Source organism: Comamonas sp. BIGb0152, from assembly GCF_024809975.1.
Taxonomy (GTDB): domain Bacteria; phylum Pseudomonadota; class Gammaproteobacteria; order Burkholderiales; family Burkholderiaceae_C; genus Comamonas.
In genome coordinates this window covers 161,007-184,960 of sequence record NZ_JANUDY010000008.1, presented here as the reverse complement: position 1 = coordinate 184,960, position 23,954 = coordinate 161,007, and the positions used below count along the sequence as shown (strand labels likewise).

Annotated in this window: 24 protein-coding genes; 8 read left to right on the top strand and 16 right to left on the bottom strand. The window is 62.4% G+C overall.

Features of this window, described 5'->3' with window-relative positions; translation table 11 throughout:
• The first annotated feature begins 125 nt into the window (after positions 1 to 125).
• From M2375_RS16355 to M2375_RS16340, 4 genes are all read left to right on the top strand, one after another.
• A complete protein-coding gene (locus M2375_RS16355) occupies positions 126 to 1,172 on the top strand; it encodes a class I SAM-dependent methyltransferase (RefSeq protein WP_259168928.1) in 1,047 nt (348 codons plus the stop codon).
• Positions 1,173 to 1,353: 181 nt separating this feature from the next.
• Positions 1,354 to 1,599, top strand: a complete 246-nt coding sequence (locus M2375_RS16350) for a type B 50S ribosomal protein L31 (protein ID WP_182323750.1) — start codon at positions 1,354 to 1,356, stop codon at positions 1,597 to 1,599.
• Positions 1,600 to 1,780: 181 nt separating this feature from the next.
• The gene (locus M2375_RS16345) at positions 1,781 to 3,490 is read left to right on the top strand and encodes a hypothetical protein (RefSeq protein WP_259168927.1); all 1,710 of its coding nucleotides are present in this window, start codon (positions 1,781 to 1,783) and stop codon (positions 3,488 to 3,490) included.
• Between the two features lie 8 nt (positions 3,491 to 3,498).
• Entirely contained in the window at positions 3,499 to 4,878 is a 1,380-nt protein-coding gene (locus M2375_RS16340) for an MATE family efflux transporter (protein ID WP_259168926.1), read from the top strand.
• Here M2375_RS16340 and phoR read toward each other — a convergent pair.
• From phoR to pstS, 7 genes are all read right to left on the bottom strand, one after another.
• On the bottom strand, positions 4,875 to 6,224 hold the full coding sequence (gene phoR / locus M2375_RS16335; protein WP_259168925.1) for a phosphate regulon sensor histidine kinase PhoR: 1,350 nt from the start codon (positions 6,222 to 6,224) through the stop codon (positions 4,875 to 4,877). The two genes, M2375_RS16340 and phoR, sit on opposite strands and share 4 nt — an antisense overlap.
• Before the next feature lie 106 nt (positions 6,225 to 6,330).
• Positions 6,331 to 7,038 carry a phosphate regulon transcriptional regulator PhoB gene (gene phoB / locus M2375_RS16330; RefSeq protein ID WP_259168924.1) on the bottom strand — a complete coding sequence of 236 codons (708 nt, stop codon included), beginning with the start codon at positions 7,036 to 7,038 and terminating at the stop codon, positions 6,331 to 6,333.
• Positions 7,039 to 7,048: 10 nt separating this feature from the next.
• Positions 7,049 to 7,750: a phosphate signaling complex protein PhoU gene (gene phoU / locus M2375_RS16325; RefSeq protein WP_259168923.1), complete on the bottom strand. Its 702-nt coding sequence runs from the start codon at positions 7,748 to 7,750 to the stop codon at positions 7,049 to 7,051.
• A 43-nt stretch (positions 7,751 to 7,793) separates the two neighbouring features.
• Positions 7,794 to 8,585, bottom strand: a complete 792-nt coding sequence (gene pstB / locus M2375_RS16320; protein WP_259168922.1) for a phosphate ABC transporter ATP-binding protein PstB — start codon at positions 8,583 to 8,585, stop codon at positions 7,794 to 7,796.
• A 19-nt stretch (positions 8,586 to 8,604) separates the two neighbouring features.
• Positions 8,605 to 9,486: a phosphate ABC transporter permease PstA gene (gene pstA, locus M2375_RS16315; RefSeq protein ID WP_259168921.1), complete on the bottom strand. Its 882-nt coding sequence runs from the start codon at positions 9,484 to 9,486 to the stop codon at positions 8,605 to 8,607.
• Complete coding sequence (gene pstC, locus M2375_RS16310) at positions 9,483 to 10,454, bottom strand: phosphate ABC transporter permease PstC (RefSeq protein ID WP_259168919.1); 972 nt, start codon at positions 10,452 to 10,454, stop codon at positions 9,483 to 9,485. Before pstC ends, pstA begins: the two co-directional genes overlap by 4 nt.
• 112 nt (positions 10,455 to 10,566) lie before the next feature.
• A complete protein-coding gene (pstS, locus tag M2375_RS16305) occupies positions 10,567 to 11,604 on the bottom strand; it encodes a phosphate ABC transporter substrate-binding protein PstS (RefSeq protein WP_259168918.1) in 1,038 nt (345 codons plus the stop codon).
• 100 nt (positions 11,605 to 11,704) lie between these two features.
• On the opposite strand from pstS, the gene M2375_RS16300 reads away from it, so the two are divergent.
• Both M2375_RS16300 and ppx read left to right on the top strand, forming a co-directional pair.
• The gene (locus tag M2375_RS16300; RefSeq protein ID WP_259168917.1) at positions 11,705 to 11,869 is read left to right on the top strand and encodes a hypothetical protein; all 165 of its coding nucleotides are present in this window, start codon (positions 11,705 to 11,707) and stop codon (positions 11,867 to 11,869) included.
• Positions 11,850 to 13,370 (top strand): exopolyphosphatase, encoded by a 1,521-nt coding sequence (gene ppx / locus M2375_RS16295; RefSeq protein WP_404979337.1) that lies wholly within the window; start codon positions 11,850 to 11,852, stop codon positions 13,368 to 13,370. Before M2375_RS16300 ends, ppx begins: the two co-directional genes overlap by 20 nt.
• Before the next feature lie 45 nt (positions 13,371 to 13,415).
• Here the strand turns inward: ppx and M2375_RS16290 are convergent, their stop codons facing one another.
• The 6 genes from M2375_RS16290 to M2375_RS16265 all read right to left on the bottom strand — a co-directional run bounded on the left by M2375_RS16290 (position 13,416) and on the right by M2375_RS16265 (position 20,712).
• Positions 13,416 to 14,390 carry a 2-hydroxyacid dehydrogenase gene (locus tag M2375_RS16290; RefSeq protein ID WP_259168916.1) on the bottom strand — a complete coding sequence of 325 codons (975 nt, stop codon included), beginning with the start codon at positions 14,388 to 14,390 and terminating at the stop codon, positions 13,416 to 13,418.
• 112 nt (positions 14,391 to 14,502) lie between these two features.
• Positions 14,503 to 15,252 (bottom strand): GNAT family N-acetyltransferase, encoded by a 750-nt coding sequence (locus tag M2375_RS16285; protein WP_259168998.1) that lies wholly within the window; start codon positions 15,250 to 15,252, stop codon positions 14,503 to 14,505.
• A gap of 277 nt (positions 15,253 to 15,529) precedes the next feature.
• Positions 15,530 to 16,864: a phosphoglucosamine mutase gene (glmM, locus tag M2375_RS16280; protein WP_259168915.1), complete on the bottom strand. Its 1,335-nt coding sequence runs from the start codon at positions 16,862 to 16,864 to the stop codon at positions 15,530 to 15,532.
• A gap of 127 nt (positions 16,865 to 16,991) precedes the next feature.
• Positions 16,992 to 17,849: a dihydropteroate synthase gene (gene folP, locus M2375_RS16275; RefSeq protein WP_404979336.1), complete on the bottom strand. Its 858-nt coding sequence runs from the start codon at positions 17,847 to 17,849 to the stop codon at positions 16,992 to 16,994.
• 64 nt (positions 17,850 to 17,913) lie between these two features.
• Positions 17,914 to 19,836, bottom strand: a complete 1,923-nt coding sequence (gene ftsH / locus M2375_RS16270; RefSeq protein WP_259168913.1) for an ATP-dependent zinc metalloprotease FtsH — start codon at positions 19,834 to 19,836, stop codon at positions 17,914 to 17,916.
• A gap of 207 nt (positions 19,837 to 20,043) precedes the next feature.
• Positions 20,044 to 20,712 (bottom strand): RlmE family RNA methyltransferase, encoded by a 669-nt coding sequence (locus M2375_RS16265; protein WP_259168912.1) that lies wholly within the window; start codon positions 20,710 to 20,712, stop codon positions 20,044 to 20,046.
• A gap of 32 nt (positions 20,713 to 20,744) precedes the next feature.
• Between M2375_RS16265 and M2375_RS16260 the strand changes: the two genes are divergently transcribed.
• Together M2375_RS16260 and M2375_RS16255 are read left to right on the top strand one after the other, a co-directional pair.
• On the top strand, positions 20,745 to 21,221 hold the full coding sequence (locus tag M2375_RS16260; protein WP_259168910.1) for a YhbY family RNA-binding protein: 477 nt from the start codon (positions 20,745 to 20,747) through the stop codon (positions 21,219 to 21,221).
• Positions 21,222 to 21,246: 25 nt separating this feature from the next.
• On the top strand, positions 21,247 to 21,966 hold the full coding sequence (locus tag M2375_RS16255; protein ID WP_259168909.1) for a glycosyltransferase: 720 nt from the start codon (positions 21,247 to 21,249) through the stop codon (positions 21,964 to 21,966).
• 85 nt (positions 21,967 to 22,051) lie between these two features.
• On the opposite strand, the gene M2375_RS16250 is transcribed toward M2375_RS16255, so the two are convergent.
• From M2375_RS16250 to greA, 3 genes are read right to left on the bottom strand one after another with little or no spacing between them, the layout of a single operon-like run.
• The gene (locus M2375_RS16250; RefSeq protein WP_259168908.1) at positions 22,052 to 22,936 is read right to left on the bottom strand and encodes a Kdo hydroxylase family protein; all 885 of its coding nucleotides are present in this window, start codon (positions 22,934 to 22,936) and stop codon (positions 22,052 to 22,054) included.
• A gap of 46 nt (positions 22,937 to 22,982) precedes the next feature.
• On the bottom strand, positions 22,983 to 23,402 hold the full coding sequence (locus M2375_RS16245) for a DUF4149 domain-containing protein (RefSeq protein ID WP_259168907.1): 420 nt from the start codon (positions 23,400 to 23,402) through the stop codon (positions 22,983 to 22,985).
• Between the two features lie 27 nt (positions 23,403 to 23,429).
• Positions 23,430 to 23,906: a transcription elongation factor GreA gene (gene greA, locus M2375_RS16240; protein ID WP_259168906.1), complete on the bottom strand. Its 477-nt coding sequence runs from the start codon at positions 23,904 to 23,906 to the stop codon at positions 23,430 to 23,432.
• Between the last annotated feature and the right edge of the window lie 48 nt (positions 23,907 to 23,954).

The following is a 23,954-nucleotide window of genomic DNA, read 5'->3' as shown; positions in this document are numbered from 1 at the left end:
TCGCATTCACCTCCGATCTCTCGGACTGCAGCCATGGCACAGCCTTTACTCCCCCATCACCTCCGCACTGCCGCTGTCGGCATCGACTCTTCCCAGCACCCCACTGATAGGGCCTGAGCATGCAAATGGATTTTCAAACCCCGCACCCCTTGCAGCCGCTGTGGCGTCTCGCCGCCATTCCCCTGCAAAGCCAGGCACTGGATCAGGCGCTGGCGCACCAGCTGTTCGAGCAGCTGTGCCAGCCCGCCAATGCCAGCGCCGTGGCTGAGCGCCTGCACCTGCAGCCAGGGGCCTGCAGCGTCTGGCTGGAGCTGCTGTGGAGCATGGACCTGCTGTGCCGACAGCAGGCGCTGGATCCCCAGGCCGAAGACCTGTTTCGCAGCTCCGCTTTGGCGCAGCGCTACTTTCTGCAGGGCTCGCCCGACTACTGCGCCCAGGCCTGGCAGTACCGCCAGCAGTCCCTGTCCGGCTTGGCGGCCCAGTGGCCGCAGCTATTGGCCCAAGGCAGTGCCGCCCTCAATGTCCCCCAGGGCAGCTGGGCCCAGGCCGCCCGCGTGCAGATCGGCCAGGAGCAGCGCGCCATCACGCTGCCGGCCGTGGCGCACTTGCTCGCGCAATTGGGCCCCTTGCCCGCGACCGGACACTTGCTCGATCTGGGTGGCGGGCCCGGCCATATCGGTATTGCACTGGCGCGGCAGTTGCCCCAATGGCAGGCGCTGGTCTGCGATGAGCCCGCCACTGCGGCCGTCGCCGCAGATAACATCGCCCAGGCGGGCCTGGCGGAGCGCATGTCGGCCAGGGGCTGCGACCTGCAAGCGCAGGACTATGGCCAGGGCTATAACCTGATCTGGTGCTCGTCCGTGCTGCATTTTCTGCGGGACCCGGCCCAGGCCGTGCGCGGCATGTGGGAGGCCTTAAAACCCGGCGGCCTGCTGCTGCTGGCCCATGCCGAGCGGCCCGATGACCCGGCGCTGGCCGCCTGCGTGCTGCCGTTTTATGCAGGCCTTCTGCTGCGGGGCCATTACCTGCCCCGCCCGGGCGAGATCGGCCAGCATATGGCGGCCGCTGGCTTTGAACAGATCCATGCACTGGGGCGTTTGGATTTCCCCATGGCGCCGGTGTGGCTGCACACAGGGCGCAAGCCTCTTGCCGCGCACCAAGCGCGCTGCTGAGTCGCGCCAAGAGGGCTGCGCAAAAAGCCAACGCTGGAGGGAAGCCAGAGGTTTTTCTGACAGCCTGCTTGGCTTATGCAATAATGGAGGGCTTTTATTGCGGAAAGTACGCCCAGTTTACTGGGATGCAAAGGTTGCATCCGGCTTGGCACGGCTACCGCACTTGACCAAAGGAAGAATCATGAAAGAAGGCATTCACCCAGACTACCGCGAAGTGTTGTTCGTGGACCTGTCCAACGGTTTCAAGTTTGTGACCCGCTCTTGCGTGAACACCAAGGAAAACGAAACCTTCGAAGGCAAGGAATACCCGCTGTTCAAGCTGGATACCTCGTCTGAGTCGCACCCTTTCTACACCGGCACCCAAAAGTCGGTGGACAACATGGGCGGCCGTGTGGAGCGTTTCCGCAACCGTTTCGGCAAGAAGTAATTTGCTCGACACAACTGGGCACCGGCTGCAAGCCTGGTGCCCAGTTTGTTTTTGCAAGACAGAAGGCAGTGCGAAACCGTACTGCCTTTTTTTATTGACCCGCAGCGGATGCGCGGTTCTCCTACATTTGTAGCGGCGGGCCTGCTAAGCTGCTGAGCCCCGCCCCTTCTGGTTTTTCGGTGTGAATTTTCCAACCCCTGCCATTGTCTCCCAAGCCGCTGTACGGCCCCTGCCGCGTGCACTTTTGCTGCTGCTGTGCCTGGCCTATGTGGTGCCCGGCTTTGTGGCGCGCGCGCCCTGGAAAACACTGGACATCACCAGCTTTGGCTATGCCATGGCGCTGGCAGAAGGCAAGACACCCTGGCTCGCGCCTGAAATCCTGGGCCTGAGCCCGGATACCGAGGGCTTGATCCCCTACTGGCTGGGTGCCTGGGCCATCCAGGCCTTTGGCGACTTCATGTCGCCCGAGCTGGCCAGCCGCCTGCCCTTTGCTGCCCTGCTGTGGCTGGCCTTGATGGCCACCTGGTATGCCGTGTACTACCTCGCGCGCAGCCCTGGCGCCGGCCCCGTGGCCTTTGCCTTTGGCGGCGAAGCCTCCCATATTGACTATGCACGCGCGATGGCCGATGGAGGCCTGCTGGCGCTGATCGCCTGCCTGGGCCTGGCCCAGCCGTCGCACGAAGCGAGCAGCTATGTGGTGCAGTTGTCGGGCGTGTGTTTTGTGTTCTATGCCGCCGCCTGTATTCCCATCCGTTTTGGCACGCCGCTGTGCGTGGGTGCCATTGGCCTGGTGATGCTGGCGCTCAGCGGCGCCCCCACCTACGCGGTCTGCCTGGGCCTGGGCGTGGCCTTGATTCTGGCTTTGACGCCTGTCGATGCCAAGCTGCGCACACGCAGCCTGCAGGCTGCAGGCGCCTTTGCTATTTTGGGCGTGGCCGCTTTGCTGCTGGCGGTCTACCTGCACCAGTGGCAATGGCGTATCCTGCCGGCCGAGAATTTCCGCCAGCTGCGCCCGCTGTTTGAGCTCGTGGTCTGGTATGTCTGGCCCGCCTGGCCGCTGGCGCTGTGGTCGCTATGGATCTGGCGCCGCCAGGTGGCCGACTGGCGCTTTGTACACCGCCATCTGTGGCTGCCCATCCTGCTGGTAACGCTTGCGCTGGTCAACACCGTGATCACCACCCCTTCGGACCGCGCCTTGCTGCTGGGCCTGCCCGCCTTTGCGGCGCTGGCGGCCTTTGCGCTGCCTACGTTCCGCCGTGCCATGGCCGCCTTGATCGACTGGTTCACCTTGCTGTTCTTTAGCGCGGCGGCCATCACCATCTGGGTGATCTGGCTGGCGGTGTACACCGGCACGCCGGCCAAGCCTGCGGCCAATGTGGCACGTATCGCCCCCGATTTTGTCGCCCATTTCTCGCTGCCCCAGTTTGTCATTGCCGCGCTGGCCACCCTGGCTTGGTGTGCGCTGGTGTACTGGCGCGCCCGCCGCAACCGGCCCGAGATCTGGCGCAGCCTGGTGCTGCCCGCTGGCGGCACCGTGCTCAGCTGGATTTTGCTGATGAGCATCTGGATGCCCATGCTTGACTATGGCCGCAGCTACACCGCGCAGGTGCAGGCACTGGCCAAGGTGCTGCCGCCGCCTTCGGCCGGCTGCATTGCCACCGCCGGCCTGAGCCGCTCCCAGATTGTGGCCATGCAGGCCCAGGGCGGCTGGCATCTGGTGCCGCTCAACGACGAGGCCAGCCAGGCATGCCAATGGCTGGCCATGCCACTGGAATCCCTGCGTAGCCCCAGCAATGAGACCCTGGGCGCTGAATGGCTGCGCTTGGCCGCTGTCCCCCGCCCGACCGACAAGAACGCGGAGATCGTGGTCTACCGGCGTCAGCAGAATTGACGGCGCGCATGGGAGGAAAGTTAGCGCGTCTGCTGGCCGGCCGCGACATGCAGGTGCTGGCCAAGCATGCCAGCACCGTGTTTGTCGGCCAGATCGCGGTCATGGGCTTTGGCGTGGTCGACACCATCGTGGCGGGCCGCCATGCCGAGGCCTCCTTGGCCGCCTTGTCGGTGGGCTCGGCCATCTTTGTGACGGTCTATGTTTCGCTGATGGGCTTGCTGCAGGCCTTGATGCCTATCTGGTCCGAGATGCACGGCGCCCGCCGCCATGCCGATATCGGCGCGTCTTTGCGCCAATCCCTCTATATTTGCCTGGCCGCCACCTTGCTGGGCTGGGCCGTGCTGTTCAATCCCGCCCCCATCCTGCGCTGGACCGAGGTACCCGAGCAGCTGCAACCGCTGGTCAAAAGCTATCTGGCCATCATCGGCTGGAGTTTGCCAGCCGCCTTGCTGTTTCGCATTTTCAGCACCCTGAGCCAGTCGCTGGGCAAACCCAAGATGGTCACTGCGCTGCAGGCGCTGTCGCTGCTCATCAAGCTGCCGCTGTCCGTCTGGCTGACCTTTGGGGGCCTGGGGCTGGAGCCCATGGGTGTGGTGGGCTGTGCCTGGGCCACCTTTTGCGTGAACTTTCTGCTCTGTGGCCTGGGCTGGTGGCTGCTGCGCAATCAGCCGGTGTATGCGCCTGCGGCCATCTGGCGGCCGCTGGAGCGGCCGCACTGGCCGACCCTGGCACAGTTCTCACTGCTGGGCGTACCAGCCAGCCTGTCGATTCTGGTCGAGATCACCTCCTTCACCTTGATGGCGCTGTACGTGGCACGCATGGGCACGGCGTCATCGGCAGCGCACCAGATTGCCGCCAATGTCACGGCGCTGATGTACATGGTGCCGCTGTCACTGGGCATTGCCACCAGCGCGCGCGCCAGCTATTGGCGCGGCGCAGGCGATGAGGCGCGGGCGCGCAGCGTCGCTTTTCTGGGCCTGTTCAGTGCCATGGGGCTGGCCGCCCTACTGGCAGCGCTGGTGTGGCTGACCAAGTCCTGGATTGTGCCGGTCTACACCCAGACGCCCGAGGTGGCCGCCATTGCCGTGGCCCTGCTGGCCTGGGTCAGCCTCTACCACCTGGCGGATGCCAGCCAGACGGTCTCGATCTTTGTATTGCGCAGCTACCGCATCACGGTGGCGCCTTTGCTGGTGTACTGCAGCCTGCTGTGGGGCGTGGGGCTGTGGGGCGGTTTTCAGCTGGCCTACCACGGCCTGGCAGGCCGGCCAGCGATGGGCTCACCCATCGCTTTTTGGATGTGCGCGGCCTACGCGTTGGTGCTGGCGGCCGCCTGCTTTGTGCTCTTGCTGCACCGCGTGACCCGCAATGCGGTGCGGCACAGTATTTAAACCAATTCTTCGCTCAGCTGCTTGCGCACCCGCGATGGTGGAAACACGACGCTGAACTCCGAGCCCTTGCCCATGGTGCTGCGTATCTGTAGCTGCGCGCCGTGGCGCTGCAGCACGTGCTTGACGATGGCCAGGCCCAGGCCAGTGCCGCCGGTGTCGCGCGAGCGGCTGCGGTCCAGGCGGTAAAAGCGCTCGGTCAGGCGGGGGATGTGCTCGGGCGCAATGCCCGGGCCGGTATCGGTGACGCTGATTTTTCCTGAGCCATCGGGCTGGCGCAGGAACTGCACCCGAATCTCGCCGCCGCCCGGGGTGTAGCGCACGGCATTGTTGACCAGGTTGGACAGTGCGCTTTGCAGCTCGTTGCCAGCGCCTGCGAGTTCGTAGCTGCCCTCTTCCGCATCGACCGCCGGGAAGTACAGCTGCAACGGCTTGTCGCCGTCCTTGGCAATCAGGCGCGCCAGACCGTGGGCATCTTCCTCGCAACGCCTGAGCAAGCTGCCCACGCTGACCCATTCGTTGAGGCTGGGCGGCGGGTTGCCCTCCAGGCGCGACAAGGTCAGCAGATCGACCACCAGCCCCTGCATGCGGTGGGCCTGGTTGGACATCAGCGCCAGGTACTGGGTCTGCTCTTGGGCGCTCAGCGGCAGGGTTTGCAAGGTCTCGATAAAGCCGGTCAGCACGGTGAGCGGTGTGCGGATCTCGTGCGAGACGTTGGCCACAAAGTCGCGCCGCATCGCATCGGCCAGCTCCAGCGAGGTGACATCGCGCGAGAGCAGCAGCTTGCGGTTGCCGCCGTAGGGAAACATCTGCACCGACATGCGCATCGGGCTGGCCGCCCGCACCACCGGGCTGACCATCACCACATCCTTGCTGAAGTTGTTGGCGTTGAAGTAGCTGATGAACTCGGGCGCGCGCACCAGGTTGGTGACCACCTGCATGTGGTCGCGCTCCAGGTTGAAACCAAAGTGGTCACAGGCGGTCTGGTTGCACCATTCGATATGGCTGTGCTCGTCGAGCAGCACCACCCCATTGGGTGAGGCCTGGATGGCCGTCAGCACCTGGTGCAGCCGATCTTCGGCCTGTGTCTCATTTCTTTGGAGCTGGCGCACCAGGCGGCGCGCCCGGTCCGTGGCCTCGCCCCACAGGCCCAGCAATTGCGGGGCGGTATCCACATCGCCGTGCCGCAACCAGGCCACGACCTTGTTGCCCCGCCACAGATCGGTGACAAACCAGCACCAGGCACCGATGATGGCCGCCAACAGTGCGCCGGGCAGCTGCCCCAGCCACCAGCCCAGGGCTGCACCCAGGGCCTGAAAAACCAAAAAACTGACAATGCGAAACAGCATGCAAGCCTAACGCTCAAATACAAAAAAAAGCTGCAACCAGTGCAGCCTACAAAACCGAAGGTGCCCGAATGCGGCAGTATCTCCGCATCCGGGGCACGGTGCAAGGCTAAGCGCGCTGCAAAGCCTGGGGCTGGCCGGTGATGCGGTAGCCAGCACCGCGCACGGTCTCCACCATCACATTGGCGCCGCCCAGGGCCTCGCGCAGGCGCTTGACATGGACATCCACGGTGCGCTCCTCGATGAACACATGGTCGCCCCAGACCTTGTCCAGCAGCTGGGAGCGCGAATGCACGCGCTCGGCATGCTTCATCAAAAAGTGCAGCAGCTTGAACTCGGTCGGGCCCAGCTTGAGCAGCTCGCCCTGGTAAGTGACGCGGTGCGTCGCCGCGTCCAGCACCAGCTCGCCAATCGTCACACTGTCGTTGACTTGCTCAGGAATGCGCCGGCGCAGCACCGCACGGATGCGGGCCAGCAGCTCTTGGGTCGAGAAGGGCTTGGTGATGTAGTCATCGGCACCGGCGTCGAGCCCGGCGATCTTGTCGGGCTCGTCACCACGGGCGGTCAGCATGATGATGGGGATGCCCTTGACCCGGGCATCCGCACGCCATTTGCGCGCCAGCGACAGACCGCTTTGGCCGGGCAGCATCCAGTCGAGCAAGATCACATCGGGCAGCACCGCATCCAATTCGCGCTGTGCGGCATCACCATCTTCTGCCCAGATGGGCAGGCAGCCGTTGTGTCGCAGGTTCACCGCGATCAGCTCGGCAATCGCGGGCTCGTCTTCGACAATGAGTACGCGTGGCAGTTTTTTCATAACTCAGGCTCTACAAAACACTCGATTCAATTTCATCCATGGTGGTGTGGCGCACATCAATGCCCTTGACCAGGTAGATGATGAGTTCGGCGACATTCTTGGAGTGGTCACCGATGCGCTCGATCGCCTTGGCCAGGAACAGCAGGTCCAGGCTCGGGGAGATCTTGCGGGGATCTTCCATCATGTAGGTGATCAGCTTGCGCACAAAACCGTCGAACTCGGCATCGATCAGGTCGTCTTCCTTGAGGATCGACACCGCGGCCGTGGTGTCCAGCCGGGCAAAGGCATCCAAGGTCTTGCGCAGCAGGCCCGAGGCCAGCTCGGCGGCCACGCGCAGGTCCGTCGTCGGCAGCGAGCGGGCGGCGCCGCTGTCGATGATGGAGCCGACCATGCGCGCCATCTTGTGGGCTTCGTCACCCATGCGCTCCAGATTGGCCGTGGCCTTGGAGAACGCGATCAGCAAGCGCAGATCACGGGCCGTGGGCTGGCGGCGGGCGATGATGGTCGACAGTTCGTAGTCGATGTCCACTTCCAGCTGGTTGACGCGCTTTTCTTGCTCTTCGACACGTTGCACCGCTTCCATGCTGAAGTGGGACAGCGCGTAGATGGCCTGCTGGATCTGGGATTCGACCAGACCGCCCAACTCCATCACCCGCGAGGAGATGCTGTTGAGCTCGCTGTCGAACTGCGATGAGAGATGTTTTTCTGTCATTTCAGGCTCTTTTCGTTGTAGTGGTTGGCGGGACCGGGCCGGCTTAGCCGAAACGGCCGGTGATGTAGTCTTCGGTCTCTTTGCGCTGGGGCTTGAAGAACATCTGCTCGGTGGCACCGAACTCCATCAGGCTACCCAGGTACATGTAGGCGGTGAAGTCGCTGCAGCGGGCGGCCTGCTGCATGTTGTGGGTCACGATCACCACGGTGTAGTCGTCCTTCAGTTCGGCGATCAGCTCTTCAATCTTGGCCGTAGAGATCGGGTCCAGCGCCGAGCAGGGCTCGTCGAGCAACAGCACTTCAGGCTTGATGGCAATGCCGCGGGCAATGCACAGGCGCTGCTGCTGGCCACCGGACAGGCCCGAGCCGCTTTGGCTCAGCTTGTCTTTGACTTCGGTCCACAGCGCCGCCTTGCGCAGTGCCCATTCCACGCGCTCTTCCATGTCGCTCTTGCCCAGGTCTTCGAACAGCTTCACGCCAAAGGCGATGTTGTCGTAGATGGACATCGGGAAAGGCGTGGGCTTTTGGAAGACCATGCCGACCTTGGCACGGATAAGGGCCACGTCCTGCTTGCTGGTCAGCAGGTTCTCGCCGTCCAGCACAATGTGCCCTTCGGCGCGCTGCTCGGGGTAGAGCTCGTACATGCGGTTGAAAGTGCGCAGCAAGGTCGACTTGCCGCAACCCGAGGGGCCGATGAAGGCCGTGACCTTGTTTTCCGGGATTTCCAGGTTGATGTTCTTGAGCGCGTGGAACTTGCCGTAGTAGAAGTTCAGGTCACGCACCGAGATCTTGGAGTTCAGGGCACTGGCGTTAGCCGCATTGGTTTTCGTCAACATAGAGTTCACCTGTGAATACTTATTTTTGGCGCGCCAAGCTGCGCGCAAGAATGTTCAGACCCAGCACTGCCATCGTGATCAGGAAGACCCCTGCCCAGGCCAGTTGCTGCCAGTTTTCATAAGGGCTCATCGCAAACTTGAAGATGGTGACCGGCAGGCTCGCCATCGGCTTGGACAAGTCGGTGTTCCAGAACTGGTTGTTCAGCGCCGTGAACAGCAGCGGTGCGGTTTCGCCAGCAATACGGGCCACGGCCAGCAGCACACCGGTGATCACGCCAGCACGGGCGGCACGCAGGGTCACCATGCTGATGACCTTCCACTTGGGCGTACCCAGTGCGTAGGCGGCTTCACGCAGGCTCGATGGCACCAGAATCAGCATGTTCTCGGTGGTACGGATCACCACCGGAATCACGATCAAGGCCAGCGCAACCACACCGGCATAGCCCGAGAAGCTCTTGAAGCGGATCACGATCATCGTGTAGACAAACAGACCGATGACGATCGATGGGGCCGACAGCAGAATGTCGTTGACGAAGCGGGTCACCGAGGCGAGCCAGCCGGTCTTGTTGTACTCGGCCAGGTAGATACCGGCCATCACGCCGATGGGGGTGCCGACAAAGGTGGCCATGGTGACCATTACCATCGAGCCCCAGATGGCATTGGCGATACCGCCAATTTCATTGGGCGCGGGGGTCATCTGCGTGAGCAGGGCCACACTCAGACCACCCACGCCCAGCCTCAGGGTTTCCCACAGAATCCAGACCAGCCAGAAGACACCAAAGGCCATGGCACAGAGGGACAGGGCAATCGCGACTTGGTTGACGCGGTTGCGTACACGGTATTTGGCAGCGCGCTGGCTGGCCAGATCGGATGCTTGAATCAAGCGTTCTCCCGTGGTCATGAACGTGCTCCTTCATTCTTTTGCAGGCGGCTCAGCAGCAGCTTGGAGCAGGCCAGGACGATAAACGTGATGAAAAACAGCGCCAGACCCAGGTAGATCAGCGATGCCTGGTGCAGGCCTTCGCCGGCTTCGGCGAACTCGTTGGCCAGCGCCGAGGTGATGCTGTTGGCGGCTTCGAAAATCGACAGCGAGTTGAGCTGGTTCATGTTACCGATCACGAAGGTGACGGCCATGGTCTCGCCCAGCGCACGGCCCAGGCCCAGCATCACACCGCCAAACACGCCAGTCTTGGTGTAAGGCAGCACCACTTTCCACATCACTTCCCAGGTGGTGGAACCCAGGCCGTAAGCCGATTCCTTGAGCAAGGCGGGCGTGACTTCGAACACATCGCGCATCACCGATGCGATGAAGGGGATGACCATGATGGCCAGGATCACACCGGCAGAGAAAATACCGATACCGACCGGCGGGCCGGAAAAAAAGGCTTCCATGTAAGGAACGCCCTGAAACAGCTTCTGCAGCGGCTGCTGCACATAGGTGGCCAGCAAGGGGCCAAACACCATCAGACCCCACATACCGTAGACGATGGACGGCACGGCGGCGAGCAGCTCAACGGCGGTGCCCAGTGGGCGCTTGAGCCAGACCGGCGAGAGCTCGGTCAAAAACAGCGCAATGCCAAAGCTGACAGGCACTGCAATCAGCATGGCGATGAAGGAGGTGGCCAAGGTGCCGTAGATCATCACCAGACCGCCATAGCGGTTCTGCACGGGATCCCATTCGCTGTTGAAGAAAAATCCGATACCGTATTCCCGGATGGCAGGCCAGGCGCCCACGATCAGCGAGACCATGATGGCCATCAACAAGGCCAAGGTCAACACCGCCGCGCCGCGCGCCAGCAGGGCAAAGACACCATCGGCGAAGGAGTTGGAAAGCCAAGGCTTGCGCGTTGGAGGTTGGCTGGATTGCATCTGCGCTTTGCCGGCGGCAACCGTTTTGTTTTGAACAGGAAAGGATGTCGACACTTGTGATTCCATTCAGTGTGGAAAAGGGCCGCTACCCGAGCGGCCCATCATTTTCGACTTACTTGGCGAACACAGCCTTGCCGCTGCCGTCCTTGATCTCGCCCCAGGACTTGTAGATGATGTCCTTGACGCTGGCGGGCATAGGCACGTAGTCCAGGCCATCCGCCGTGCCGTCACCAGAGGTGTAGGCCCACTCGAAGAACTTCAGCGAGGTGGTGCCCTGGGCTGGCTTTTCCTGCAGCTTGCGCATCAGGATGAAGGTGGCCGAGGTGATAGGCCATGCATCCTTGCCAGGCTGGTTGTTCAGGATCTGGTAGAAGCTCTTGTTCCAGTCGGCACCGGCAGCAGCTGCCTTGAAGTTGGCGCTTTCTGGGCTGACAAAATGGCCGTCGGCGTTTTGCAGCTGGGCGAAGGTCATCTTGTTTTGTTTGACGTAAGCGTACTCGACGTAACCGATGGAGTTTGGCAGGCGACCCACATAAGCGGCCACGCCTTCGTTGCCCTTGCCGCCGGCACCGGTAGGCCAGTTCACGGCAGCGCCCTCACCCACTTTTTCTTTCCACTCGGTGTTGACCTTGGAGAGGTAGTTGGTGAAGCCGAAGGTGGTGCCCGAGCCGTCAGCGCGGCGCACGGGAGCGATGGTGGCATCAGGCAGCGCCACGCCGGGGTTCAGCTTGGTGATCGCGGCGTCATTCCACTTGGTGATCTTGCCCAGGTAGATGTCGCCGAGCACCTGGCCGTTGAGCTTGAGCTGGCCAGCAGCGATACCCTTGATGTTGACCACGGGCACAATGCCGCCGATCACGGTGGGGAACTGCACCAGGCCCTTTTGCGCCAGCTCTTCATCCTTCAAAGGCATGTCGGAGGCACCGAAGTCCACCGTCTTGGCATCGATTTGCTTGATGCCGGCGCTCGAACCCACCGATTGGTAGTTGATCTTGACGCCCGTCGCCTTGTTGTAATCCGCAGCCCACTTGGAATACAGTGGAGCGGGGAAGCTGGCGCCTGCGCCGGTGGCCTCTTGTGCTTGAACCTGGGCAAACGCACCTGCAGCAACCAAACCGGCAACCAGCACTCGAATCGCGGACACTTTCATGAAAACTCCTGTTGGTGATGAAACGCAATGGAGTGAACTGTAAAAAATGTATATGACATTGATATGACACTTCTGGTCATATTGCCTTGGAAATCCATCGATGTCACACAACAACACCGCACAGGACTGTCATATTAAATTCATGGAAAAGACTTACTTTAGAAGTTTTGTCAGCATGGCACTCCAGCGCCAAATAGCCATGGGCCCAGGTGCTATGCTGCCTGCCTCGTTTGCAGAACTGATTGATGACGACACTTATGCTTGATGGCACCTTGCTCGCCGCCGTGGATCTGGGATCCAATAGTTTTAGGCTGGAAATCGGCCGCTACGCCGCTGGCCATATTGAACGCGTGCAGTATTTCAAGGAAATGGTGCGCCAGGGCGCCGGGCTCGATGAACAAGGCCTGCTGACCGCCGAGGCCATGCAGCGCGGCTGGGACTGCCTGGCCCGATTTGCCGAGCGGCTGGAAGGCTTCCCGGCCGCGCAGGTACGCGCCGTGGCCACCCAGACCTTGCGCGAGGCCCGCAACAGCGATGTCTTCATCCAGCGCGCCAACCAGATCCTGGGCTACCCGATCAGCATCATCTCCGGCCCGGAAGAAGCGCGTCTGATCTACCAGGGTGCAGCCCACTCGCTGCCGCCGTCCGATGAGCGGCGCCTGGTGGTGGACATCGGCGGCCGCTCCACCGAGCTGATTTTGGGGCAGCGCTACACCTCGCAGCGCGTCGCCTCCTTCCCCGTGGGCAGCGTGGCCTGGTCGATGCGCTACTTTCCGCAAGGCGAGTTCAGCAAGTCGGCGCTGAAGACTGCGCAGATCGCCGCCCAGGCTGTCATGGAAGAAGCGACCCAGCACTTTGTGCCCAGCAGCTGGGACAGCGCCTATGGCACCTCGGGCACGGCCAATGCCATTGCCGATGTGCTGGCCCTGCACGGCGGCCAGCCCGATGTGGTCACCCGTGAGCAACTCCACTGGCTGTGCGAGCAATTGCTGGCCGCAGGCAATGCCAGCCAGTTGCGGCTTGATGGCCTCAAAGAAGAGCGCCGCGCCGTGATTGGCGGCGGTGTCACCGTGCTGTGCGCGGTGTTTGATCTGCTGCAGATCAAGGAGCTGCGCATTGCCAGCGGTGCGCTGCGCCAAGGCCTGCTGCGCGACATGGTGCAGCACGAGGAATACAGCGATATCCGCCACCGCACGATTGCCGCGCTCAAGGAGCGCTACCAGGTGGACCGCACGCAAGCGGGCCGCGTGCAGCGCACTGCGGCCACGCTTTATGAGCAGGCGCGCCGCTATGCCGGTGTTACCGCGCCTGCACAGCTCCAGTCGTCGATGCTCGACTGGGCCAGCCAGCTCCATGAGATCGGCTGCCTCATCTCCCATACCGACCACCACCACCACGGCGCCTATGTGCTGGGCCACAGCGATGTGCCTGGCTTCACTCAGACCGAGCTGGCCCATCTGGCGGCGCTGGTGCTTGCGCAGCAAGGCAAGCTGCGCAAGGTCGAGGCCTTCTTGCACGACCCTGACTTTGCACTGGAATTGCTGTGCCTGCGCCTGGCTACCCTGCTGTGCCATGCGCGCCGCGACCCGGCACTGGAGCAGCTGTGCCTGCGCGACAAGACCGAGAAGTGGTCGCTCAAGGTTTCGCCCGGCTGGATCGAGCAGTTTCCCCAATCAGCCTACCTGCTGGAAGAGGAAATGCTGGCCTGGCAGAAAACGCCCTACACCTTCCAGTTCAAGCAGGCCTTGAGCATCGCGGCCAAGTAAGCCACTGCAGCCTGGGCCGGCGCGGCCCAGGTGCCTGCAGGGCCTTTACGCGCCCAGGTCAACAGGCGCTACCGCCCCCCGGCCGGAGAACACGCCCGTCAGGTTGCCAATGAACTGCGCCAGGCTGGCCTGGGTGGCTTCGGGCGACCAGCCCGCCACATGGGGGGTGATGAGGATATTGGGCAGGTCGATCAGCAGCTCGGGGCGATGCGGCTCGCTCTCATATACATCGATGCCTGCACCGGCAATGGTCCCGTCCTTCAAGGCGGCGGCCAGCGCCACGGTATCCACCACCGAACCCCGAGCGATATTGATGAGGTAACCCTGTGGGCCCAGCGCCTGCAGGATCTCCGCATTCACCAAGTGCTTGGTCGCCGCACCCCCTGGCGTTGCGCAGACCAAGATATCCGCCCAGCTGGCCAGGGCCTTGAGCGAATCAAAATAGCGAGGCACCACGCCGGCCTTGGGCTGGCGGTTGTGGTAGCCCACGGGCATGTCAAAGCCCTCGGCGCGCCGGGCAATCTTCAGGCCGATGTTGCCCAGCCCCAGAATGCCCAGCTTCTTACCCGAAACACTGGGCGGATGGGGCAGGCTGTAGCGGTCCACGCCCGCCCTCGCCTGCTGGTCCAAACTGCGGAAATTGCGCATGGACGCCAGAATCAGGCCAAAGCTGTGGTCGGCCACGCTGGTGTCATTGGTGCCTGCGCCCGTCGCCAGCACAATGCCGCGCGCGCGCAGCGCATCCAGCGCCAGGCCTTCATAACCGGCACCCAGGGTGCAGGCCAGGCGCAATTGCGGCATCTGCGCGATCTCGTCCGCCGTCAGGCCGATGGAGCCAATGGTCAGCACCGCCTGCGCCTGGGCACCGTGCGAGGCCACCGCAGTGGCGCGCAGCTCGGGCGTAGGCGCATAGATGACCTGGGCGTGGTCGCGGATCTGGGCCAACAGCGGCTCGGCCATGGGGTTGAAAACCAGCAACGTGATGGGCGATTGAGGGGATTGCGAGAGAGAGCTCACCATAAGTCCTTTGGATAACAAAAAACACTGCTGCGCTGCAGACAGTGTTTTGATTATGAGGACTTTCCACTAGGCTTGTAGAAGCGGGTTCTAACAACCCGCTGCGCATCCCCGCTCACCCAAAAAAATGCTTGCGGTAGCGCGCAGGCAGGCGGTCAAGCTGCATCAGCATGGGCAGATCGGCGGTGTTGAAATCCGGGTCCCAGGCCGGTGCGCCAATCACTTCGGTGCCGACCCGCAGATAGCCCTTGATGAGCGCTGGCGGCTCCACATCGACATGGTCGTTGAGCTGCGCTAGCGGCAGCGGCAGGTGCGGCACCACGCTGTAGTCCTGCGAGATCTGGCCCTTGGCCAGCAGCTGGCGCCAGATGCTGGCAGCCGCATCGCCGCTGACGATGCCGTTGTGCCACATGGGGATGCTGGCGCAACCCATCATCACATCGAGCTTGTTGCGCAGCATGAAGCTCGCCAGCGCGCCCCACAAGGCCATGATCACCCCGCCCTGGCGGTAGTCCGGGTGCACGCAGCTGCGGCCAAGCTCAACCATGCGCGGGCGCAATGCATCAATGGCGCTCAGGTCAAACTCTCCGTCAGAATAAGTGCGCCCGGCGCGCAGCGCCTGGGCGGGTGTCAGCAGGCGGTAGGTGCCGATCACCTGCTTGCTCTGGCCTTGGCGCACCAGCAGATGCTCGCAGTAGTCATCAAAGCCATCGACATCATGGCCTTCCAGGCTGGTCTGCAGCTGCGCGCCCATCTCACCGGCAAAAATCTGGTGGCGCAGCCGCTGGGCTTCGCGCACCTCATCGAGGTGGCAGGCCCAGGAGACCTCGATATCCAGCGGATTGGCCGCCGTGGATGCAGGCATCGGAGCCTGCTGCTTAGCCGCCGAGGGCGTGGCAATGGCGGTCTCGGATGCGCTGAAATAACTGTGTTTGTTGTGCATGGCAGAGCTCCTGAAGCGCCCTGCCGCCCTTGCGTGGTGCCAGACCGCTGCGCGGCCCCGGCTGCTCGACGGGCTGATACAGAGCGCTTTCAGTGTCCTGCCGCCTTATGACAAAGCCATGTGCAACACATGACAGTTCCATGATGGGGCGCAGCAGCAACAGCGCCCCGGGCACCACCACCCAAAGCGATTGCCGCGCTCAGGACTGGCGAGCGACTTCCGCCAACTGCTCCGCGCAGCGGCTGGCCTGGGCCGCATCGAAGGCCTCGACCATCACCCGCAGCAGCGGCTCAGTACCACTGGCGCGGATCAGCACCCGGCCCTGGCCGGCAAAATCCTCGGTGATGCTGCGCTGGAGATCGGCCAACCTGGTGTTGCGGCTCCAATCTTGCCCGGGCTGCAGCCGCACATTGAGCAGCACCTGCGGGCACAGATCCACCCCGGCGAGCTGCTCGGCCACGCTCTGGTTGCGGCTCACGCAGGCTTGCAACACCTGCAGCGCGCTCACCAGGCCATCACCCGTGGTGTGCTTGTCCAGCGCCAGCAAGTGGCCTGAGCTCTCACCGCCCAGCACCCAGTTGCGGCGTTTCAGCTCTTCGAGCACATAGCGGTCGCCCACCTTGGCGCGCACCAGCTCCACACCCTGCTTTTGCAGGGCCGCCTCGACGGCAAGATTGGTCATCAAGGTGCCCACGACGCCCGGCAGCTTCTTGCCCCGGCGCAAACGGTCCATGGCCATCAGGTACAGCAGCTCATCGCCGTTGTAGAGCCGGCCTTTGGCGTCGACCAGCTGCAGCCGGTCTGCATCGCCATCAAGGGCCACACCCAGGTCCGCGCCATTGGAGCGCACCGAGCGCACCAGGGCATCGGGATGGGTGGCACCCACATCTTGGTTGATGTTGAGGCCATCAGGGCTGCAGCCAATGGTGATGACCTCGGCCCCCAGCTCATGGAACACTTTGGGTGCGATGTGGTAGGCCGCACCATGCGCCGCATCCACCACAATCTTGAGCCCACGCAGGGTCAGGCGATGGTCAAAGGTGCTTTTGCAAAATTCGATATAGCGGCCCGGCGCGTCATCGAGCCGGCGCGCCTTGCCCAGCACGCTGGACGCCACCCAATCCGGGCTCTCCTGCAGCGCCGCTTCGACCGATTCCTCCCAGCTGTCGGGCAGCTTGGTGCCTTCGGCACTGAAGAACTTGATGCCGTTGTCATCAAAGGGATTGTGGCTGGCACTGATGACCACACCCAGGCTGGCGCGCTGGGCACGGGTGAGGTAGGCCACGCCGGGTGTCGGCAAGGGCCCCAGCAGCACCACATCGACGCCTGCCGAGTTCAGGCCCGACTCCAGCGCGCTCTCCAGCATATAGCCCGAAATGCGGGTGTCCTTGCCGATCAGCACCGTCGGGCGCTCCTGCTCACGGCGCAGCACCCGGCCCACGGCATGGCCCAGGCGCAGCACAAAATCAGGGGTGATCGGTGGCTTGCCTACCGTGCCACGGATGCCGTCGGTTCCAAAATACTGTCGTGCCATAGTGTTCGTTGTTGTCGGGAGCCAGAGAGAAAGGCCAAAGGCGGCATGCGCCGGCGCTGCACATCTGCCCCGCAAAGGGGGCTCAGAGAGTGTAGCGCTTGGGCAGCGGGTGCCGCGCCGGGCGGTGTCAGTCCTGCGTATCCAAAGATTGCGGCGCGCGCATGGCTTGCAGCACGGCCAGTGCATCGCAGGTTTCGCGCACATCATGCACACGCACAATGGCCGCGCCATGCTCGACCGACAGCAGGGCCGCAGCAATGCTGGCGGGCATGCGCTCGCCCACCAACCTGCCGGTGACCTTGCCCAGCGAGCCCTTGCGCGACCAACCTGCCAACCAGGGATAGCCTGCGGCGGCCAGGCGGGGCTGCTGCTGCAGCAGCGCAAAGTTCTGGCCCAGGCTTTTGCCAAAGCCGGTGCCGGCATCCCAGACGATGCGGCTCTTGTCCACGCCCAGCGCCTCTAGGCGGTGGGTATGGTCCTGCAAAAAATCCAGCACCTGGGTGGCCACATCGCTGTGCGCGTCCATGTGCTGCTGGTGCATGGTCTGGGGGCTGGCATGCATGTGCATCAAGCAGACACCGCATTGGCTATGCGCCGCCACAACCGCCTGGGCGCCGGGCTGGCGCAAGGCCCAGATGTCATTGATGATGTCGGCGCCCAGATCGAGCACCGCCTGCATCACCTGGGGCTTGTAGGTATCCACCGAGATGGGCACCTGCAAGGCCACCGCCGCCTGGACCACGGGCAGCACCCGGCGCAGCTCTTCGTCCAGCGGCACCGCCGGGCTGCCGGGCCGGGTCGATTCGCCACCGATATCCAGGATATGCGCCCCATCGGCCAACAGCTGCTCGGCATGCGCCATGGCTGCAGACACCCCTTCATGGCTGCCACCATCCGAGAAGGAGTCCGGGGTGACATTGACAATGCCCATGACTTGCGGCTGGGCCAGGTCAATACGAAAGCGGGAGGTTTGCCAATAGCGCATCAAAATCCTTGTCCAAAAAGAAGAAAAGCGCTCAAGGAGCGCTTTTCAGTACGGTCTACCAGTATCAGATGGCGGTAGGCGCAGGCTCTGTCACCACCGTAGGGCTGCCACCGGAGCCGCCGTCATTGTTGCTCGACGGCGGGTTGCGTGGCGTCCAATCCTTGGGAGGACGCGGCACCTTGCCGGCCATGATGTCGTCCAGCTGCTCGGAGTCGATGGTTTCCCACTCTAGCATGGCCTTGGCCATCGCATGCATCTTGTCGCTGTGCTCTTCGATCAGTTGACGCGCCAGGCTGTACTGCTGGTCGATGATGCGACGCACCTCAGCATCCACCTTCTGCATGGTCTCTTCGCTGATGTTGCTGGGCTTGCTCATCGAGCGGCCCAGGAAGGGCTCACCTTCTTGCTCGGCGTAGACCATCGGGCCCAACGCATCGGTCATGCCGTAGCGGGTGACCATGTCACGCGCCAATTGGGTGGCCTTGTTGAAGTCGTCCGATGCACCCGTGGTCATCTGGTTCATGAAGACCTCTTCAGCAATCCGGCCGCCAAACAGCATGGCGATACGGCTCAGCGCCCATTCCTTGTCGTAACCATAGCGGTCCTTCTCGGGCAGGGTAAAGGTCACGCCCAGCGCACGGCCGCGCGGCACGATGGTGACCTTGTGCACCGGGTCGCACTTGGGCAGCAGTTTGCCCAGCAGCGCATGGCCGGCTTCGTGGTAGGCGGTGTTCTTCAACTCTTCAGGGTCCATCACCGCAGACTTGCGCTCCGGGCCCATGAAGATCTTGTCCTTGGCTTTTTCGAAATCCTGCATCTCCACGGTGCGGGCATTGCGGCGCGCAGCCATCAGTGCGGCTTCGTTGCAGAGGTTGGCCAGGTCGGCACCGGACATGCCGGGTGTGCCACGGGCGATGATGTTGGGGTTCACATCCTGGCCCACCGGGATCTTGCGCATGTGCACATTCAGGATCTGTTCGCGGCCACGCACATCGGGCAAGGTCACGTACACCTGGCGGTCAAAACGGCCTGGGCGCAGCAAGGCGGCATCGAGAATATCGGGGCGGTTGGTGGCAGCCACCACGATCACGCCCATATTGGTCTCGAAACCATCCATCTCGACCAGCATCTGGTTCAAGGTCTGCTCACGCTCGTCATTGCCACCACCCATGCCGGCACCACGCTGGCGGCCCACGGCATCGATTTCGTCAATAAAGATGATGCAAGGGGCATTCTTCTTGGCGTTCTCGAACATGTCGCGCACACGCGCTGCACCCACACCGACGAACATTTCGACGAAGTCAGAGCCGGAGATCGAGAAGAACGGCACCTTGGCTTCGCCCGCAATGGACTTGGCCAGCAAGGTCTTGCCCGTGCCAGGAGGGCCGACCAGCAGCAGACCACGGGGGATGCGGCCACCGAGCTTCTGGAACTTGTTGGGGTCCCTCAAGAAGTCGACGACTTCCTTGACTTCTTCCTTGGCTTCGTCGCAACCGGCCACATCGGCAAACGTGACCGTATTGTTGTTTTCGTCGAGCATGCGCGCCTTGGACTTGCCAAAGCTGAAAGCACCGCCCTTGCCACCGCCTTGCATCTGGCGCATGAAGTAGACCCAGACCCCGATCAACAGCAGCATGGGGCCCCAGCTGATCAGCAGGCTCATCAACAGCGAGCCTTCTTCGCGCTCCTTCACGTCAAACTTGACGTTGTTGTTGATCAGGTCACCCACCAGACCACGGTCCATGTACGTCGCCGTCGTCTGAACCTTGCGGTCATCGCTCATGGTCGCCGTGATCACCGTACCCGCAGGGCTTTCCTGCAAGGTGGCGGCCTTGATACGGCCATTGCGGACCTCTTGCAAAAACTCGGAATACGGGACCTTGTTCGCGCTGGCGCCTGCACGGTTGTCCAATTGCTTGAACACGGTGAACAGCACCATGGCAATGACAAGCCATACGGCGATCTTAGAAAACCACTGATTGTTCAAGGGGGCTCCAGTAGTAGGAAATCAGAAAAGACACAGAATCTGTTATGTCAGATATGCGCTATTTTAGAACTTTCAAGGGCAAATGCTTGCGCTTTCCCCTTGGTGGCACGCAGGATTGCATTGAGAGCCTGTTAACGCCTATTGTCTCAGTGTTTAGACAGCCTCTGCAGAACCCCGGCATCGCACAGCAGGTTCTGCAGAGAATCTTCAACGTTGGGCTTCAGGCTTGAGGCGCATGCCCAGCAAATAGGTCTCAGACGATTTGTCGCGCGAGGCCTTGGGCTTGTAGGGCTTGACCACCTGGAAGGTCTGTTTGAACAGATCGACCAATTGCGAGTAGCCACTGCCATGGAACAGCTTGACCACCAAGGTGCCTTCGGGCTTCATGTGCTGGCAGGTGAAATCAACGGCCAGCTCGATCAGGTGCGAGATACGCGCAGAATCCACGGTCTCCACCCCCGACAGATTGGGAGCCATGTCCGAGATCACCAGATCGACGCGGCGATGGGCCAGCGTTGCTTCCAACTGCGCCAATACCTCCTGCTCACGGAAATCGCCCAGGATGAAGTCCACGCCCTCAATGGGCTCCATGGGCAGCATGTCCAGCCCGATGATGGCGCCATTGAGCGCACCCACGGCAGCGCCGTCCGGCGACAGGCGGCGGCGCACGTACTGGCTCCAGGCACCGGGCGTGGAGCCCAAATCCACCACCACATCGCCCGGTCGGATCAGCTTGAAGTGCTCATCGATTTCCTTGAGTTTGTAGACTGCACGGGCACGGTAGCCGTCTTTTTGCGCAGCGCGTACATAGGGATCGTTGATATGCTGATTGATCCAAGTCTTGTTGACTTTCTTGGTTTTAGTACTTACTTTCATGTTTTCTCCCGGGAGCCCCGATAATACGGGCTATGCCCCAAATACAACTCACTCCCGCCCAACGTCGCGAGCACCGCGCCGAAGCCCACCACCTCGACCCCGTGGTTCTGATTGGCGGTGACGGCTTGACCGAAGCCGTCGAAAAAGAGGTCGATCTGGCCTTGAACTCTCATGGCCTGATCAAAATCCGTGTTTTCTCCGATGACCGCGCCAACCGCGAAGCCATCTTCCTGAAGCTGACCGACTCGCTCAATGCAGCGCCCATCCAGCACATCGGCAAGCTGCTGGTGCTCTGGCGCCCGATGCCCGAAAAGGAAAAGCAGATTGACGAAGACCGCAAAGCCGGTCCACGCGACGTCAAGGTGCTCAAGTTCAGCAAGAACGTCTGGCAAAAGCCCGAAATCAAGCAGATCCGCATCCTGGGCAACCAGCGCCTGACGGCCGGCGGCCAAGTCAAGCGCGCCAAGAAGCCCAAGCTAAAGTCCATCAAAAAGCAGCAGGGCAGCTAGTGTGACCGATCGCCACATCCTTTGCATGAAATGGGGTACCAAATATGGCCCCGACTATGTAAACAGGCTTTACGCCATGGTGCGCCGCCATCTGAGTGGCGATTTTCGCTTTGTCTGTCTGACCGATGACACGCAAGGGATTCGCAGCGAGGTGGAGTGCTTTCCGATTCCGGACCTGAACATCCAACTGGCCCCGGGCCAGCGCGATGGTGCCTGGAAAAAGCTCACCACCTTTGAGCAAGACCTCCACGGCCTCAAGGGCCAGGCCTTGTTCCTGGATCTGGATGTGGTGATTGTCGGCAGCATGGACGCGTTTTTCAGCCTGCCGGGCGAATTTCGCATCATCCATGACTACCCGCGCTTTTGGCGCTTTGGCAAGCGCATCGTGGGCAACTCCTCGGTCTACCGCTTTACCTTGGGCGCCCACGCCGATGTGCTGGCCAACTTTCGCGCCAACACGGACCAGCTGCGCGCCCAGTACCGCAATGAGCAAGAGTACCTGTCGCACTTTCTGCATGCGCAAGGCAAGCTCGATTACTGGCCTGCCGCCTGGTGCCCGAGCTTCAAGTACTACTGCATCCCTGCCTGGCCCAGCAACTACTGGAAAGAGCCGGTGCCGCCGGCCGATGCACGCATCGTCATCTTCCACGGTGAGGTGAACCCTCCTGACGCCTTGCAAGGCCTGCGCAACAAGCGCTTTCACCATATCCAGCCTGCGCGCTGGATTGAGAAGGCCTGGGGCTAAGCGGCCCTGCCCCAAAAAGCCAAAGGCGTTGATCCCGCGATCAACGCCTTTTTCTCTGCCCACAAAGGGGCTGCAGCTGCCAGGCTTATCGCTGCCCGGCTGCCACCAACGCATGGCCTTGCATGCGCGTCAAAATCGCCAGCGGACTGGCCTCGGGATTGTATTCCTTGCCGGGCGGCAAGAAGAAGGTCTGCTCCAGCATGTACTGGCCGGACATGACCGCATGCACCGCCTGGTCGGAAAAGCACACCCAGCTAGAACCTGCAGCAAAGGGCATGGTCTCTTGCGGCGCATTGCGCTGGTAGTCCATATCGCCCTTCATGCCGTCGTGCAACTGCAGCATCAGGTGGTCGTATTCGCTGCGCAGTGACTTGGTCACATGCAGCAGGGCCAAGGCCTTGGCCTGCCAGGCCACATAGGGCTTGGCACGCGGCAGAAACTTGCGCGCCACGTCCTCAAAAGGCTCACCCACCCGCCAGACCCGGGGCAGGCCGTCGGGGTTGACATTGCTGAACACGCGCAAGATGCGCTCGCCGTAATTGGGCCGCGACGGGAAGGCATCCACATGCATGCGCTTGTCATCGGCCCGCCAGGACTGGGCGCGGGTCTCGACTTGGGACGGGCGGTAGCTGGTGGGCGCCATGCGCACCACGGGCATGTAATCGGGGAACAAGCCGGCAATCAATGCAGTGGCCTGCGCACGAAAGCGCGTGACCATGGCCGCCACGGCGGCCTGCGTCGCGGCATCACCGGCCACGCCCTTGATAGCGCCATCCACGTTCAGGCTGATGTTGCGCGATTTCGGATCGCGCACATCGGGCCGCAGCAGCGCCTTCTCCTGCTCGGACAGCGTGAAAGCCAGTTGGGGAAAGTACAGCACCTTGCCCGATTCAACGGCGGCCGTCCATTCGGTACGGCCGGGTGTGTTGCGCCAGTCATTGGCGTCGATGGAAACGATGGGAGATTGCATGGCCCGCCCAGTGTAGCGCGGCTGGATGCCGTCGCCTTGGGCCAGATCAAGCCCGCGACGGCGGTGCGGACGTCCGCCAGAGCACGACGGCTGCGCACAGCCATTGCAGCGCATACAAAAGCGTGCCCAAGCCATGCCAGAACTTGAGGTTCTCCCGCTGCACGATCTTGGGCGATACGCCGTACTGCACCACCAGCGCCATCAGCATGCCCGCCAACACAAAGCCCAGCGCCGCGCGGGCCCAGGGCTGGATGGCGTTGGAGGCCTTGTCCTTGGCCACCACCAGCAGTGCCAGGCCGCAAGCGAGCGACACCCAGGTCTGCGCCGCAAACAGCTTGGCGGCCATAAAGCCGGCCATCGATGCCTGGGGCAGGTTGGCAAACAGCATGGGCACCGCCATGAAGCCGATGGCCGACAGGCTACCCCACCACAGGGCTGCGGCAAATACGGGAAGGCGGTGGTTCATCGCTGGCTCCTGGGCAGTCTCAAACGATCAGAGGTAGCGCACGCCAACCACTTCGTAGCGGCGCTCGCCGCCAGGGGCCTGCACGACGGCCGTGTCGCCCTCTTCCTTGCCGATCAAGGCACGGGCGATGGGGCTGGAGACGTTGATCAGGCCTTGCTTGAGGTCAGCCTCGTCTTCACCCACGATTTGGTAGGTCACGGACTCGCCACTGTCTTCATCGGCCAAATCCACCGTGGCGCCAAACACCACCTTGCCACCGGCATCGAGCTGGGAAGGGTCAATGATCTGCGCGGCAGACAGCTTGGACTCCACCTCCTGGATACGGCCTTCGATAAAGCCTTGGCGATCCTTGGCGGCATCGTATTCGGCGTTTTCACTCAGGTCGCCATGCGAGCGGGCTTCGGCAATGGCCGCAATGACGCCAGGGCGCTCTATGGTCTTGAGGCGTTGCAGCTCGTCTTTGAGCTTTTCTGCACCGCGCTTGGTAATTGGGATAGTGGCCATCTCGGTCTCCACAAACAGTCGCGATGCCAGCGATGGCGCTGGCACCTG